Annotated in this window: 10 protein-coding genes; 5 read left to right on the plus strand and 5 right to left on the minus strand. The window is 48.5% G+C overall.

What is annotated here, in order from left to right; all coding sequences use genetic code 11:
- Nucleotides 1-24 precede the first annotated feature (24 nt).
- Nucleotides 25-1,011 carry a sigma-70 family RNA polymerase sigma factor gene (locus tag EL628_RS21840; RefSeq protein WP_126582133.1) on the minus strand — a complete coding sequence of 329 codons (987 nt, stop codon included), beginning with the start codon at nucleotides 1,009-1,011 and terminating at the stop codon, nucleotides 25-27.
- A gap of 686 nt (nucleotides 1,012-1,697) precedes the next feature.
- Here EL628_RS21840 and EL628_RS21845 point away from each other — a divergent pair.
- The 4 genes from EL628_RS21845 to EL628_RS21860 all read left to right on the plus strand — a co-directional run bounded on the left by EL628_RS21845 (nucleotide 1,698) and on the right by EL628_RS21860 (nucleotide 10,735).
- Entirely contained in the window at nucleotides 1,698-4,448 is a 2,751-nt protein-coding gene (locus tag EL628_RS21845; protein ID WP_126582134.1) for an AAA family ATPase, read from the plus strand.
- A complete protein-coding gene (locus EL628_RS21850) occupies nucleotides 4,438-6,873 on the plus strand; it encodes a hypothetical protein (protein WP_126582135.1) in 2,436 nt (811 codons plus the stop codon). The genes EL628_RS21845 and EL628_RS21850 overlap by 11 nt, the downstream gene beginning before the upstream one ends.
- A gap of 131 nt (nucleotides 6,874-7,004) precedes the next feature.
- A complete protein-coding gene (locus EL628_RS21855) occupies nucleotides 7,005-9,224 on the plus strand; it encodes an ABC transporter substrate-binding protein (RefSeq protein ID WP_161975667.1) in 2,220 nt (739 codons plus the stop codon).
- Nucleotides 9,225-9,427: 203 nt separating this feature from the next.
- On the plus strand, nucleotides 9,428-10,735 hold the full coding sequence (locus EL628_RS21860; RefSeq protein WP_126582137.1) for a pentapeptide repeat-containing protein: 1,308 nt from the start codon (nucleotides 9,428-9,430) through the stop codon (nucleotides 10,733-10,735).
- Nucleotides 10,736-10,742: 7 nt separating this feature from the next.
- Here the strand turns inward: EL628_RS21860 and EL628_RS21865 are convergent, their stop codons facing one another.
- The 4 genes from EL628_RS21865 to EL628_RS21880 all read right to left on the minus strand — a co-directional run bounded on the left by EL628_RS21865 (nucleotide 10,743) and on the right by EL628_RS21880 (nucleotide 14,518).
- On the minus strand, nucleotides 10,743-11,549 hold the full coding sequence (locus EL628_RS21865; RefSeq protein WP_126582138.1) for a HEAT repeat domain-containing protein: 807 nt from the start codon (nucleotides 11,547-11,549) through the stop codon (nucleotides 10,743-10,745).
- 67 nt (nucleotides 11,550-11,616) lie between these two features.
- Complete coding sequence (locus tag EL628_RS21870; RefSeq protein ID WP_161975668.1) at nucleotides 11,617-12,633, minus strand: polymorphic toxin type 34 domain-containing protein; 1,017 nt, start codon at nucleotides 12,631-12,633, stop codon at nucleotides 11,617-11,619.
- A gap of 31 nt (nucleotides 12,634-12,664) precedes the next feature.
- On the minus strand, nucleotides 12,665-12,997 hold the full coding sequence (locus EL628_RS21875; protein ID WP_126582140.1) for a hypothetical protein: 333 nt from the start codon (nucleotides 12,995-12,997) through the stop codon (nucleotides 12,665-12,667).
- A gap of 354 nt (nucleotides 12,998-13,351) precedes the next feature.
- Nucleotides 13,352-14,518 (minus strand): MFS transporter, encoded by a 1,167-nt coding sequence (locus tag EL628_RS21880; protein ID WP_161975669.1) that lies wholly within the window; start codon nucleotides 14,516-14,518, stop codon nucleotides 13,352-13,354.
- A gap of 199 nt (nucleotides 14,519-14,717) precedes the next feature.
- Between EL628_RS21880 and EL628_RS21885 the strand changes: the two genes are divergently transcribed.
- Nucleotides 14,718-15,581, plus strand: coding sequence for a helix-turn-helix transcriptional regulator (locus EL628_RS21885; protein WP_126582142.1), 864 nt, complete (start codon nucleotides 14,718-14,720; stop codon nucleotides 15,579-15,581).

The following is a 15,581-nucleotide window of genomic DNA, read 5'->3' on the forward strand; positions in this document are numbered from 1 at the left end:
CAGACGTGCCTCTCTCCAACAGACTTAGCTCAGAAAATCCTGTAGACGTTTGCTACGACAAGGATCATCGAGTTTTCGTAGTGCGCGAAATTCTACCTGGCGGACAGCTTCATGGCTTAAGCCTAACTTCTTTCCCGTTTCAGAGAGGCTATGTTCGCCATTACCCTCCAGGCCATAGCGCAGTTGGAGTACGCGTCGTTCGCGTTGAGACAGGTCTTCAAGAAGATTGCGAATGTGTTCCTGCAAGGTCTGGCTGATCACTACGCGCTCGGGCGAATAGATGGGATCATCTTCCAGTACCTCGCTCAATGAGATATCGTCCTCACCCCCTTTGCGTGGCATATCCAGGCTGATGGTCTCCTGATGAGTCGAGAGCAGTGAGATGACCTGCTGAACGCTGACCTCCATCTGACCAGCCAATTCTTCCAGGGTTGGTTCACTCTCGAGCCCTTGTTCTTGCTGCAAACGGCGGCGCACGCGCCCCAGGCGCTTAATCTCTTCCACTTTGTAGAGTGGAACGCGAATAAGATGGGCCTGCTCCACAAGCGCCCTGGTTACATACTGACGAATCCACCAGGTCGCATACGTGCTAAAACGATACCCTTTGCGATAATCAAATTTCTCTACAGCATGCATCAACCCAATATTCCCCTCTTGTACGAGGTCCATCAGGTCGACTCCAAAGCCACGATACTTTTTAGCGATATGTAAAACCAGGCGTAGATTGGCTTCGATCAACTGGCGTTTGGCCTCTTCAGCGTCGCGCGTTGCCTGGGTCTCTTTCGCATCCCGGGGGAGACGTACCATTCCACGCTGTTTGCGAGCCGCTGCTTTGGTACCAGCTTTTGCTCGCTCGATCCGCTCTGCTAATTGCTTTACCTGGTCAGCTGATAGAAGATCAACCTGACCAATCTCATAGCGATAGAAGCGGGTCGAATCTTGAAGGCTGAGTACTTCGGGATTAGCTGGAATGCTTTCAAACTGAGTTTCTGAAGCGATCATTGTAGTCATCTGGACTTCCCTCCTACTTTAAATATTGGGTGTGTCTGGCCTCTTGTTGTTGACAGTATACGTAGATGGGATTTTCGCTATCTCCCAGTGGTCTTCCTCTAACATCGCTGCCCTCCACGATGTATTTCTGTGCCAGATGGATGTTTCTTCTTCTGTCCAGCTCTGCGTAAGGTGCTGTCCAATGAGCAGGAGAAGCGGGAAGTGGGTAAGTTGGGCGTGTTATGCTGGTTGTGAAGGGATAGGTGAAATGCAAATGATTGTGCACGCAAGTATGCTATTTTGTAGAAACTGTGCAAGAAAAAAATGTCTTATACTGTCTTAGAATATGCTCTTCAGCCTAAGAAATTTTCACGAAAGATTTCTCTTTACTTATGTAGCTGTGCCTGATAGGAGATGGTGCACTGTAGGAGCGTTTTGCCTTTGCTCGCTTTCTGCCGTAAAAATTCGCGTTGCTCGCAACGTTTATCATAATATGACCGGTATTGGGGCACTTTATGGCAGAGTTAGTGGTTGTGAAACCATGATCTGTTACGCAGCATTCTCTCATCCATAGCTCATCCTCTTGAAGAAGACAACTGGCAGTAGTGATCTATCAGTATCTTGTGGTGAAGTTGCTGCTTTTTTAATTGCTGTTCATCGCTATGATTGGGTGCTCATTGCTATGATTGTAGGAAGGATCTCTCTTTATGGATAGCAGAGTCGACCTCTTTGAAAGATATGTGCAGAGCGCGATCAAAGGTATGTATGAGATCTATGAAACAAAAAATCAACTCACTCATCAGGATACGCTCAATCGCTATTATGCGACTTTTAAGGCTCGCTTTGGACCAGATGTGCTGGAACAGTGGAAGAGCTATGACGATAAGCGCCTTCTACAAACTCTCTATCATCCTGGCCGGACAGATAGCCTTATGTCCTGGTTGCAGCAAAGAGAGACTGGAACAGAGTATAAAAGTGCGGATTTCGACTCATCTGTCTTTGGAAGCTTTTCTCTAAAGGATGAAAAACACCTTGATCTCTTTTATATGGATGACAAAAGATCTCCCAATGGACAGAAATGGCATACCGGTTCTGTGAAGAATCCTACCCCGATTGCCGATCTGGAAGCTGAGAAAAAGGCGCGAAAACATCTTCTACAATTACTGGGGGCAAATCAGGTCCTCTCCCAGTTCTCAGGTGAGCGAGATGAGGACTATACGTTCTTACAGCAGCGTCTGGAGCAGGTTGCACCAGATCTGGTCCAGACGGCCTGGGCCCATAAATATTTTTGTATTCTCTATCATAATTATCTGGTCGATTACCACTTTTTTGAGCAGCAACGATTTCATCTGATTAAGGCGCTCATTCATCCTCCCGCAGGCGAAGATCAGCTCTATCTGGCAAATGGCCGTTTTGCTGAGCTGACGAAGCAGCTCAAGGTGCCTCTTAATACGCTAACACGCTTACTAAGTAGAATGAATACGCAGGTGCATAATTATTGGAGGGTCGATGTGCGGCCTGCCAGAGAGGCAGGAAAATGGGAAACCATGCTTGATGGCGAATTTTGTGGCGCAGATTTTGATGGTATTGGCAGTATGTCCCGGCTTGCTGATGATGAACCTTCGCGTGTGAAACTGAATAGTCATATCAGTGAGCTACATGCAGATTATACGCCGCGCCAAAAGTTTTATCTCGTTGAACAATTTATTCATTTTTGTACAGGGATTACTGAGGGCGATCTGATCCTGGCTTCATGCAGAGATGAGATTCTAGCGGTTGGACATGTGGTAGGCGATTATAGCTATGAGCAAGGGACGGATTTTCCCCATAGACTTCCTGTCAAATGGGATTGCAAGCATGCCTGGTACTTGCCTGACCCGGAGAGTACAGAAGGGCAGGGGACGCTGGTTTATAAGCTGAGAGATGCTTCGATTCTTCTTGAGACGGAGCGCCAGTTGTTGACTGCTTTTCATCCAGAAAGATTTGCTGCAACGTTTGAGGATCAGAAGCTGGCGGCCATACCTGAGCGAGCGTTGCGACAACGTATGGAGCTGTTACGGCAGTCTCTCTTATTGGATGATGAGGTCCTGTCTCGTATCTATCGCGCGCTCTTGCAGGGCCATGTGATTCTGCATGGTCCTCCGGGAACGGGGAAAACGCAGTTAGCAAGGCTTATTCCAGAAATTTTGTGGCAGCCGAACCTGGAGAATAAGACTGTAAGCGCTCCCAATACATATACTTCATATACAACGACGATTGCTACTGCTACAAAAGAGTGGAGCTCCAGTACGCTTATTAGTTCGATTGTTCCTGAAAGTGAGGGTGGCCTGCTGAAATACTATACGCGTCATGGCTATCTCACAGGAGCTATTCTACGGAACTGGGGCTTTTCTGGTATCAATATCTCCGCCTTACAAGCAGATGCATTAAAGAAACGTTTTTATGTGGGGGGACAGGGATCTGATCGTCCAGAGCAGTTATATCGTGGACATTGGCTTGTCATTGATGAGTTTAATCGTGCAGATATGGATATTGCGCTCGGTGAGGCGTTAACTGCCTTGAGTGATGGCCTCCCGTTACAGGTTCCCATTGATGGAAAACTGGTGAGCGTTCCGTTGCCACAGGATTTTCGGATCATTGGAACGATTAATACTTCCGGCCCACATCTGACACGTCTCAGTGAGCCTCTGATGCGCCGTTTCTCATTTGTGGAGATCAAGCCGCCAACGCGTCGATGGCGGCGCGAAGAGATGGCAATTGTGCTTTATAAGGCCCTGGAGCGGATCTCTCATCTCGATCTCCAGCAGAGTATTCAGGTGGAGTCAACAAAAGCTAGCTGGCAGAATGTCATTGCCGTACGGTTAGAGGCGAGTGGCTATTATCGTTTGGATGAAACACAACAATGGGTTGAGAGTGCGTTGTTTTTGCACGTGTTTGAGCAGATCTGGAATTTTTTTGAGGTCTTGCGCATTTTTCATCAATTTGGTACTGCTCAAGCCATTATGCTCCTGCAAAATGCGTTGCTTCAGGTGGTAAGTTTGCAGAATAGGACGCATGAAGAGTGGTTCCATGCGTTTGATACGGCCTTTTGTGATACTCTTTTTGATCAATTACAGGCTCTTGGTGTAGAAGATATTGAGATTCTGTTGCATTATCTCAACGGACAGCCAGATATGTTCGAAGATGTCTATACTCAATTTCTTCAAGGGTCTCTCCCGAAAGAAGGGGGACGTCGTGCTGTATCTCAGGAAGCTCTTCGCGCCCATGCCAGATCGTTGTATAGAGCACAATCAGAGGTTCTTTCTGAGCAAGATCTTACCCACCTTTTTGCCAGGAAAGGGTTAAGTAGTCAGACGATTGCAGAACTCTTTCATCTTTCAACTATGGTGCCACTGCGACTGCCAGAACTGAAGCGTCGTTTATTGCTTGCTCAAATGGAGTATCGCTATGAGTACTAACACTATGCTTTCCCCTGAGTCTCATTCGTCTATTGTATTACAAAAGCTGCTTCTAGCGCATCTCTCTACCCAATTGTCTTTCTCTGATCTCAGCAGATTCTTGATGCCAGACCAGTTTCACCAGGCTCCTCTTTCTTTCTCTGATCTCAGCAGATTCTTGATGCCAGACCAGTTTCACCAGGCTCCTCTTTTACAGTGGTATGAATGTGTCACGCAGACGCTTGCTCTGTTGCCTGCTATTCTTCAGTCTCTCGCCAGCATTGATGCATCCTCTCAGGAGCAGTTACAATGGTCAAGGCGAACAAGCATGAGCCCTTCGAGCATTAAAGTTGATCAGCGAGCGACCATGAATCGTAATATTGCAGGACAACCTCCGATCCTCTTTGTCGGAGATCAGCAGCTCACTCAAGAGTATGCAAAAGAGCGGCTGTATGGAGCGGCTCTGGTCTTCCAGTACAGGGAGCTTGTGCAGACATTGAAGCAGATAGGAGAGCAGTATCAAGTTCTGTCAGAGCCTCTAGCTGCTGAGCTTGCTCAAGCAGTAGCAATCTTACAAAAACATCAACTCTCTTTTGAAGCGTTATCAGAGCGGGCTCGCTATTGTGATATCGGGGGACTTGTTCAAGAGTTGGGGCAAGCTCTGTCGCAGCAAGGGGCAGAAGGATATCGCAAATTGCTCAGGATCTGGCAGCAGGTCAGACCTTTATTTGAGACGAGAAAAAAATTATCGGCCCGGCTCTTATCTTTTCCCGACGACGAGGGAGTATACCCCTGGCTGTATGAGCTCTGGATTCTGCTAGAATGCCTGGCTTTTTTGGAGCAGAAACAGAAGTTATTGCCAGGAGCTATCAAAGTGCGTCCTGGCAAACTGCTCTGCCGTTTCTCGTGGGAGAACCAGTCTTATTGGCTCGAGTATGTGGCCTTACCGCCTGCGCCAGTGCAGATCGTGAGCCGACCGACACCAGGATTGCGTTCGGGCCTCTTTATCACACGCAAACGTTATCCACAGAGTACGGTTGTGATCAAGGGAAAGACGATCTGGCGTGAGCCTGCTTTACGTATTGCCACATCTTATCGTTATGAAACGGCCTATGAAGAGCTACTGAGAACCTTTGCCGAGCTTTCTGTGCAAGAAGCCCCCGTTGCTCTTCTCTTTTATGCGGCAACAGAGCAGGAGATGAAGGTGAAGCTATCAGGAGCAGTGCGCTTACGGCCTGATCTCTATCGTACCAACCAGCGTCTGGCAAGCCTTGTTGACCCCTCTCAAGGAACTGAACGCGGACCACAGGTTATTCCCTATCTCTTTGTACCAGCCCTCTCTACTGCTGAGCGCACCAGGCTATGGCAGCAGGCATTTGAGCAGCTTGAAGTCTGCTTTCCAGATCGTCCAGCACCAACCTGTCAATATATCTTTGTTGATAATGAGGCGCGCGCAGATGAGGTAAATCTTTCGCTTGATTATGATCTGATCTGCCCGAAGCCACATATTGGCCCACAGATCTTTGATCTTGTCAATCGTGCAAGGCATTGTCTACAGGACCCGCGCTTCTGCCATGTGATTGGGACAAAGTTTGATCTACCAGTAAAGCCCATAAAAAATGCACTGGACTTAAGCCGAGAGATCGCTTATCACCGACAACATCTAGAAAAACGTCTGGACAGCATGGCAGATGAAGAACACTATCAACTTGCTGTTGATCAAACTATTGAGCGGGTTGGCACAATGATTAATTTTTATATACAGACGCGTTCAGATACTGCTCATGTGATCGATCAATTTAAGCGCTGGCCTTTTGGTCGCTATTGGGATCGTAAAGCATCCTTTTGCCTGGATGAGCAGGTGCGCTTAAGTTTGATGGGTGGAGAGTATGTGTGGAATCAGTATGTAGACCTCAATCAACAGGATATCGACTGGGCCGCCGCAGCTATCCAGTATTGTCGAGCCTTTGAAAGAGAACTTATGCTCCGCCTCTTCGATCCTCTGCAATCAGCCTCCACTGAAGGGCAAGCTGATAAGGAAACAAAACAATTAAAAAGTTCGAATAAGGGACGAAAAATGGAAAACATTGTCCTGGGTGATTATATACGGGCTTTCTCTGCACGAGAGAATGATCCTGGGAAAGGTGATTATTATCATAAAGCTAACTGGTTGCTCTGGTTGGAATATGTAGATACAGTTGTTAAAGGAGAATGGAGAGAGAGAGACGGCACTGTCTCGGCGAAAGAAGGTTTTACGAACCTGATCGGAGCAATCAAAGCACATAATCTGCATCAAAAAAGAAATGAACTGGCGCATGGTGAACGTGTTTCAAGAGAGGCCGCAGAAGAGCTCAAAGACCTGATTCTTGGGACTTCGTTTCAAAAAGGCCTCCTCTGTCTGCTGATTGAGAATATTCCTAGAAAGGACAAGAATATGGTCATTTGATTTATCAAGGGTGCGTAAAATTACTTATTGACCCTTGAAAAATTGAAGAAAGATAGCTATTTCAGGTATGATAAAACCCGGGACGCTTTTTTTCTTACTCATCATAGCACCATTTTATGAGGAGAACATTTATGAGCAGGAGACATATAAGATTAACTATCAATTATGAGGGTAGGAGCGCTCCACAACAATCTGATAAGCCAGAAAGTTATCTCTATCTATTCAAAGAAACGTATGAAGTGAGAGATGGGAGAGATGGGAAATCTCATGATCCCTGGCCACCAGAAGAATTTGCTCGCGAACAATTTTCTGATCGGGAAGGCGATGAGCGAGAGCGTGGGACGAGGTTATTTAAATATCTGTTTGCAGATAATATGAAGTATTATTATGATTATGCCATCAATGAGTTAAAAAGAGCAAAAAGAGACCAGCAAGAAGTGCGCTGTCTGTTCAATCTCAAGAACCTTCCTCCGGAATTGCAGCGTTTGCCATGGCACCTGCTTTATGATAAAGATTATCTCAATGCTACAGGAGAAAAGGGAGCCTTTCTTTGTTCCGAGCCTTTTCTTCAAGTAAAAGTGAATGGGAGACGGCAGAAAAAAAATCCTCAACGCAATGATCGCTTTATGAACTCAGCCGTATGGCGGTTTTCCTCCAGCTTGCCGGGGCGTGTGCTCTCTGTAATTATTGTGATTGTATTGCTGGCATCCTTCTGGTATTTTAATCCGTTGCTCTCTTTTATAGGTTATCAGACACCATCACCGGCTCCTACAACCTTTACAAATTTTTGTCGAACACATGCTGCGACCAACTTTGTTGACCCTGTCCCATTGCCACCTCCTGTCCTGTCTATCGGTGCAGAGCCTCCTCCTGCGACCAATCATTCCTTGATGGTAGGCCTGAGCGAAGGAACCTTTATCTATGATACTGAGCGAGTGGGAGAGAGTGCTGAGGTTTCTGGGAAATTGAGCGCGGCCCAGGATGCCTCTGCTGGTCGTTACCAACTTGCGTCAACGGAGTTTCAAAACTTAAGCGACCCACATGCGCTTGCTTTCGCAGGATCAAACGATGCTGAGGCGCGTATCTATGCAGAAGATCAAAGTATCTTTGCTCAGCGAGAGCCATATATTACAATTATTGTTGGGGTCACTTTTGACCAAAGCGATCAGGGAAGCTCGCGTGATACATTACAAGGAGCATTTTTGGCACAATATTCGTGTAATCATGTAAAAGAGGTGAAAACGCACGTGGTCCTGATGATTGCGAATGAAGGAGTATCTGGCAATGATTATGCGAGCAGCGAAAACGAGGACCGTATCAGGAGTATGATTCAGCAGCAAACTGCCAATGATCGAACGATTGTGGGAATCGTTGGCTGGAACGTGAGCTCAGTCACGACAAAAGTGGTGAAAGAGTTGAATATGCCTGCTGATGTATGCAAGATCTCGCTTCCCATGATCTCTCCATCTGCTTCTAGCGATTCTCTCAATAATATGTGTGGCTTCTTTCGTATTACGGGTTCGGATAGAGAACAGGCTACTTTAGCTGCTGACTATATTCAGGGGAAATTTCCTCATCATGTTGTTATCTTTTATGATCCTAAAGATCCCTATTCGCAAGATCTGGATAGCACTTTCAATACCCATATGACGGGTCAGAATCCTCAACCTCTGATTGAGGCGGAAACGTATACGGTTGGGGATAGTGATTCGATCAAACAAGCGTTTGCTGATGAGATAAAGAAAGCAACGACACAACCGCCGCTGGATACAATCTATTTTGCAGGCTATCCGGCGGATCTTTCCATTATGCTGCCTCAGATAGCAACTTCTCCTACAATTACCACAGTGATAGGCCCTGATGCTTTCGCAACCTTTAGTGATTATAGGGCAAATGCTACAGATTTCAATAAAGTCTATTACACCACTTTTGCATCGCAAGGTGAATGGACGCGTAATCATCTGACTGAGGGGACCGCATTCTTGAAAAACTATATGGACACCTTTGGACGACCACCTGTGGGAGGTATACAGGCAATTGATGAAGACCCTATTTTGAGCTATGATGCCATGCAGGTCCTGCTATTTGCCTGCTCAAAGACGCCATCAGATCTCTCTGCGACAAAGGTTGTCAATGCAATCAAGCAGATTACCGTTGTAGCCCCTTTTCAGGGATTGAGTGGACGGATTGCATTTAACGACACTAATTTTACGAGTAATCCAGTGTATAAAAGTATTCTGATTGAACATTTTAAAGATGGGGTGCCGCAAAATGATGACCCAGAGAAATGTTTCTTAGCCAATGATCCAGATCAGGATTGTGCTACATTCAATCCTGCGCTGGATCAATAAAACCCTCCTGCGTTTTGGTATCTCTTTTCGCCAGATGACAAAGATCGGAAGCGCTGTGCTGTGCATACTGCATCATAAATGCCATACAAAGAATAAAGTGAGTGGATTGATTAGACCCTCATGATTTGAGCTTTGATGGTCGATATTCGTTTATCTATAGAGATATCTTTAATGCGGTCCTGTTTTGAAGAGGGAGAACATGCATGAAGCTGCGATCCTGGATCTTTGTCAGTCTGGCACTTCTGTTCCTATTGGGTTGTGTGGGTCTATTCATGTGGGGCATCTCTCGATTCGGATGGGATTGGACAGGGTTCACCGACTATACTCCACCAAACTCGCAGTATCAACGTGGCAAAACCCTGTGGGATTGGTTACAGCTCTTGATTGTTCCTGCCATCCTGGCTGCGGGTGCAGGGTTCTTTACGTGGTGGAGCGCACGCACAGAACGGCAAATTGCACAGAGGCGCTATGATCAGGAACAGAAGATTGCAGATCAACGTTATGAGCAAGATCAGGAGCTTGCTTTAGGGAAGCAACGGGAAGATCTCCTCCAGGCGTATCTGGATCGCATGGCCGAATTGTTGCTTGAAAAAAGGCTTCGTGACTCAAAAGACGACGATGAAGTACGCAAAGTAGCTCGAACGCGCACGATCAGCACGTTGGTTCAATTAGATGGCAAACGGGCACGTACTATCTTTGTCTTTCTACGTGAAGCCCAGTTGACAGAGAAATCTAATCCCATCATCTCTTTCGCTGGTGCTGATCTCAGAAATGCCAAGTGGAGTGAGGTCAATCTCAGCGGAGCCGATCTCAGCGGGGCCGATCTCAGCGGGGCCGATCTCATAGGGGCCAATCTCATAGGGGCCAATCTCAGCGAGGCCGATCTCTGTGGGACCTCTTTCAGTGCGGCCGATCTCACAAGGGCTAATCTCAGCGGGGCTGATCTCAGCGGAGCCGATCTCATCTGGGCCGATCTCAGCGAGGCCAATCTCAGCGAGGCCAATCTCAGCGAGGCCAATCTCAGCGAGGCCGATCTCAGCAAGGCCAATCTCAGCAAGGCCGATCTCAGCGAGGCCAATCTCAGCAAGGCCGATCTCAGCGGAGCCAATCTCAGCAATGTCCGATATCTGGAATCTGCGCACCTCGAGAAAACCATTTTGCATGGAGTCACAGGGCTCACGCCTGAACAGTTGGTCTATTGCAAAGCTAGCGGCGCTATCGTTGATGAAGAGGTCACACCACCAACCTCCCAATCGCCAAGCGCCGCTCCCCCGTCTTCCCAGGCAACCACGCAGCACGCCTCTGCCACCGCAGGACAACCTGCTCCCTCAACCGATGTACAGGAGGCGACCTTAAAGGCTGCACACTTGCAAGAGCATACTGCCATTGCGAACAAGGCCACACTCCCAACGCCTTTATCACCAGGCTGTGCGACGTTACCTTCACAGGAGGGAACTCTCTCGGCACCGCTTCTGCAAGGTGACGCCACGATCGCATCACCTTCCCAATAAAGAGCTTTTATGGCTGAGGGAGCTGTCCTTCAATCTCTCTGCTTTGCTGAGCTGTGAGGGGCCAGCGTGTGGCGACATCCTGAAGTGCCGTACGAATACGCGAGCCATCGGCCCGAAGCAGTGCTGGCGGACTATTCTCGACAACTGCCTGGATCTCATTGAGCAGAGACCAGCTTTCCTCCTCGTCTGCATGCTGTACCAGATTAAGCAGTGGCTCAAGATACAGCGATCCTCCTCCCAGTCGATAGCCAGCGGCGAGCAGGGCAGCATGAACCTGTGGCTCCCAGGACTGTTGAGCAATCAGCGTGTCCAGGGTGGGAAGATAGGTGGCATCAGCAAGCTGTCCAAGCGAACGAGCGACGTAGACCTGCACTTCAGCTTCTTCCTGAGCATTATGGAGCACCTTTTCCAGTTCGGGTATAAGGGCTGCATCCTGGTAGTTTCCCAGTGCTTCGGCTGCTGAGGCGCGTACCAGCCATGAATCATCGTTATGTAAGATCGTTATAAGCTGAGGAATAGCTGGAGGATAGATGACCAGCCCCAGTGCCTCAACCGCCTCATCACGAGCCAGCTCGTTTGAATCGTTCAACAGAGGCAGAAGTAAGGGACCCAGGCTTTGTGCTTGAGATGACCCCAGATAGCCCACAGCTCGCGCAGCTTCAGCCCGCACTTGCTCATCAGGAGAGGCTAGAAGAGGCGTGATAGCGGGCAGGCTATCCTCATCGTGAAGCTTGATCAGTTCAAGCAAAGCTGGAAGCTGTGCATCGGGATCGCCCGAATGGCAAGCGGTGCGCAGAGCTTCAATATCAGACATATAATTTCTCCTTCACTTGCATACTTCTGCCATATCCTATCTTTTGTATATATCGAAGCATCAAGTGCTAATCTCCACCTTTATGTCGGCAGCCGTATTTCTTCTGAGTTGCTTTGATCCTTTGTTGACGTTTGGTATCCTTTGCACCTTTGGCCGCATCCATCAAGTTAGCGAGAGCCTCACACATACTTGCGGCAGCACCTGCGGCGATGAGAGCGCGAGCCTCATTCTCGATACCCGTATCGCCAACATTTTTATTGCCACCTTTCGACATCGGGTGCGTTGAAATTCCCTGAATCTCTCCTACAGTATAGATTGCTATTGTGCCAAGTAACCAGATGAGCAGATCAGCTCCAATCAGAAAAAGGATAACTTCAAGTGTCTCGGCAATGAGTGCCGCCCCACCACCGAGAATGAGTATTTCTCCAGGGCCGGTCTCAACACCTACTACGGCTACAATGGCAGTGACGACAATCTCCAGTACAACAACGATCGTACCTGCAACGATAATATCTATCAGCGCCTGTTCACAGATCTGGTTGAGCCGAGCCTGCGCTCCATCGCCCTCAAGCGGGACCGTCAGATTGTTAATGCCCCCCGAGAGCGAGGTAAATGAGAGCTGCATGGACGCGACACTCTCCCCTTGCCAGGCCATCTTCCCCGCTGGATCGCCCATTTGCAAAGCATCGAGCTTTGTTTGCATAGTCTGGATCGTGGTCTGGTGCACAGAGGCAACTGCCTGTGACCTGGTCGTACTCCCCTTGAGAGCCTGTTCCAGTGGAGCAATCGCCTGTTTCACTTTTTTCTGTGCGAATCCCGTCAGTCCATAGGTCATAATTCCAGATGCGAGCTCTCCTAGCGTGCTGCCGACTTCTCCGCCCATGCTTTCAATTTTCGAGCATAAGTGGCTAATGGTTGTGACAGGATCTTCGCCCGCATCGATCAGGAAATGGACCAGCCAGCCGATATCGCCCCCGATACTGATCCCCAGCGCCTCCAGATCATTGAAGGCATGGCTGGCTAATGACTCCATATCATTCTCAACACGTGTGATGCCATTGATAACAGCAGAGAATAAGCCCATGAGGTGATTCCTTCCTCCTAATAAAATGTTTTTAGCTCTGGTTCCCTTCAAAGCCATTGGCAATCAACTTATCTTCCAATCCCATACTCTGGGCGGCTGTATCAATCATAGAGGCCAGATCATGCAGAGCTTGATAATGGCTGGCATATTGATTGTGATAATTCTCCAGTGCACTTGCCAGCTCGCTTGCTTTGCCTCCCATACCTGGAATAACATTGGCAATAGCTTGTAAAAGAGTGGTATGTGAATCAGAATTATTCAGGAATAGTGCAGTATGCTGCTGCCATTGTTCATCAAGGAATGTGGTCAGACTTTTGGAGGTGGTAGACATATCGTCAAAAGGATAACTTGTAATCTCTGACATAAGATGCGCCTTTCTTACGATTCTGGTAGCATTGCGTTTACCAGGAGTCGACAAATGAATGCTTTTAGTCGATATGGAGCAGTGCAGTGTGCTGGTTGTAGAATTGATGTATTAAGATGTCTGAGTGATAGCTGGAAGATCTCTGAACAATTGATGAGCATAGCAGGTGTGTTGAGAGGCTATCATCTACTTCGCTATGCGCAAGGAATGTGACAGATAACTCACCTGGCACGTAAAATGTCAAATGCATTATACTATAGAAGTATAGCCCATGACGTTAATAATTGCAAAGTAGATACTAGTATGTACCTACAGTACCATGGAGAACCGCAAAAAGAGACGCCCTACATTAAATTATATGATGAGCGATGCTTGCGCAGCCCGATGACCTGAGAACCAGAGGCTACTAGCAAATAGGATCAGGGCCACGATGGTCAGGAACGCACTCGCCGGTGCCAGTGTGCCGATTGAGCTATGCATCAGGATAATGCTGCCAAGCGCTGATCCACTGGCAATACCCAGATAAAGGGCGGAGCTATTTAGTGCCAGCATAATTGTTGGTAAGGTTGGAGACAATGATAGCAGGCGATGTTGCTGTGGAGCAAACAGGAGATTTCCACAGGTCCCCCAGATAGCCAGGGCTAGCATGGCTCCGATAAGCGTCGTTGCAGTGAATGGTAGCGTCGCATATACGATAATCAGAATAAACAGGCCGATGATGATTGGACGCGCAGCACCAAAGCGATCAACTAGATACCCTCCCAGCCAGCTTCCCAGGACTCCACCTGCACCATAGATGAGGAGCATGAGGCTGGGATCAGTTATATGGGTGTAGGAACTCAGGAATGGAGCTATATAGGTGTAGGTGGTAAAGCCGCCAAAGGACCAGAATGCGATTGGGATCAATGCCAGAAGTAGCTCAGGCTTTAAAAGGGGTGCCAGACGTGCTTTTAAGCTCACCGCAGGTGGATTGGCAATATGTGGAAGGCGGAATGCCAGTAGCGCAAGAAAAGCCAGACATCCCAGTGCAGCTACAAGTAGAAAGGTCGCTTGCCAACCGAAGTGTTGACCGAGCCAGCTTCCCAGGGGCACACCCAGGATTGTCGCAGTCGTCAGACCACCAAGGACGATGGCTAATGCCTGCCCTCTTCGTTCGGGAGCAGCCAGGGAGGCGGCAACAACCGCAGCGGTTGGTGTGTAGAGTGCAGCAAAGCCAGCGGCAATGATACGCGTGAGCAGCAGGATTGGAAAGGTTGGTGCAAGAGCTGAGAGGACATTGGCCAGACCAAAGCCAGCCAGCACAACCATGAGCAACGTCTGTCGCGGAACTCTATTGGTGAAGGCCGCTAGAACGGGAGCACAAAATCCATACATGAGCGAGAAGACGGTGATCAGCAATCCAGTGCTGTCAATGCTTACAGCATACTGGTGTGCGATTGCGGGCAAGACTCCCGCTATCACGAAGAGATCGGTGCCGAGGGCAAATGTGCCCAATGCGAGTAAGTAGATACGTGGGTTCAATGCACTATTCTCCTTCTTTATATCCCCTATTTTTGCGGATCTGTCGTACAATAGGGAGTATGGTGGCTTCCCTGAATACGACCTTTTTGAGAGATTGTCATATGATATGGAGAGTATGCCTCAAGTCACTGCAATGAACCATTCCTGAAATCAGACTGGTAGAAAATGTATCACCTTTGTGTTGAGAAGAGGTCCAGCTATGAATGATGAACAGCGTAGATCGGAGCTTGCCCACTTTCTGCGTAGCCGCCGTGAACGTCTCAAACCCTCCCAATTTTCGCTGCCTGAAGGCGCAAAGCAGAGGCGTACACCAGGGCTCAGACGTGAAGAACTGGCCCAGGTGGCGGGCATCAGCCCGATCTGGTATACCAAGCTGGAACAGGGACGACCGATTCAGGTCTCGGCTCAGGTGCTGGAGAGTCTTGTGCGAACCCTGCAATTGAATGATCAGGAGCGTGAGTATCTCTATGTTCTGGCACGCGAACATCTGCCTCTGCCTGCTCAGCACCATACTTCATCGCTTAATGCGCAACAGCAAGGGATGCTGGACGCACTCAATCCGCATCCAGCTATGATTCTCAATGAGCGCTGGGATATTGTGGGTTGGAATCAGAGTGCGGCGCAGGTTTTTACGGATTATCATACCCTCCCGGCCTGGGAACGGAATGTCCTCTGGATGATGTTTACTCGTCCGGAACAGCGTACGTTGTATGCTCATTGGGAGGAACTGGGCAAGCAGATTCTGGCGAACTTTCGCGCGAGCAGTGGAAGTAGCACTGGTGATCCCTGGTGGATCTTGCGCCGGGATCGCCTGATGCAGGTGAGCCCGGAGTTTCGACAATGGTGGTCACAACACGATATTGGGACGATGAATGTAGAGCGGAAAGAACTGAATCATCCCCGAGCAGGATTGCTGGTCTTGCAACCTACAACGCTGGTACTTGCAGATGATCCCAATCTCAAGCTGTTCCTCTATACCCCTCTGGCACAGGCCGATACAGCCAGAAAACTTGCCTGGCTGGCCAATGCGGGATCGCATCTGCTGGCCCGTTCAAGCGGCTGA

The sequence above is a fragment of the Tengunoibacter tsumagoiensis genome (assembly GCF_003967535.1).
Taxonomy (GTDB): domain Bacteria; phylum Chloroflexota; class Ktedonobacteria; order Ktedonobacterales; family Ktedonobacteraceae; genus Tengunoibacter; species Tengunoibacter tsumagoiensis.

Excerpts from the sequence above, each read along its gene's own strand:
- EL628_RS21840 (WP_126582133.1), bottom strand. The coding sequence starts at position 1,011 with ATGACTACAATGATCGCTTCAGAAACTCAGTTTGAAAGCATTCCAGCT.
- EL628_RS21845 (WP_126582134.1), top strand. The coding sequence starts at position 1,698 with ATGGATAGCAGAGTCGACCTCTTTGAAAGATATGTGCAGAGCGCGATC.
- EL628_RS21850 (WP_126582135.1), top strand. The coding sequence starts at position 4,438 with ATGAGTACTAACACTATGCTTTCCCCTGAGTCTCATTCGTCTATTGTA.
- EL628_RS21855 (WP_161975667.1), top strand. The coding sequence starts at position 7,005 with ATGAGCAGGAGACATATAAGATTAACTATCAATTATGAGGGTAGGAGC.
- EL628_RS21860 (WP_126582137.1), top strand. The coding sequence starts at position 9,428 with ATGAAGCTGCGATCCTGGATCTTTGTCAGTCTGGCACTTCTGTTCCTA.
- EL628_RS21865 (WP_126582138.1), bottom strand. The coding sequence starts at position 11,549 with ATGTCTGATATTGAAGCTCTGCGCACCGCTTGCCATTCGGGCGATCCC.
- EL628_RS21870 (WP_161975668.1), bottom strand. The coding sequence starts at position 12,633 with ATGGGCTTATTCTCTGCTGTTATCAATGGCATCACACGTGTTGAGAAT.
- EL628_RS21875 (WP_126582140.1), bottom strand. The coding sequence starts at position 12,997 with ATGTCAGAGATTACAAGTTATCCTTTTGACGATATGTCTACCACCTCC.
- EL628_RS21885 (WP_126582142.1), top strand. The coding sequence starts at position 14,718 with ATGAATGATGAACAGCGTAGATCGGAGCTTGCCCACTTTCTGCGTAGC.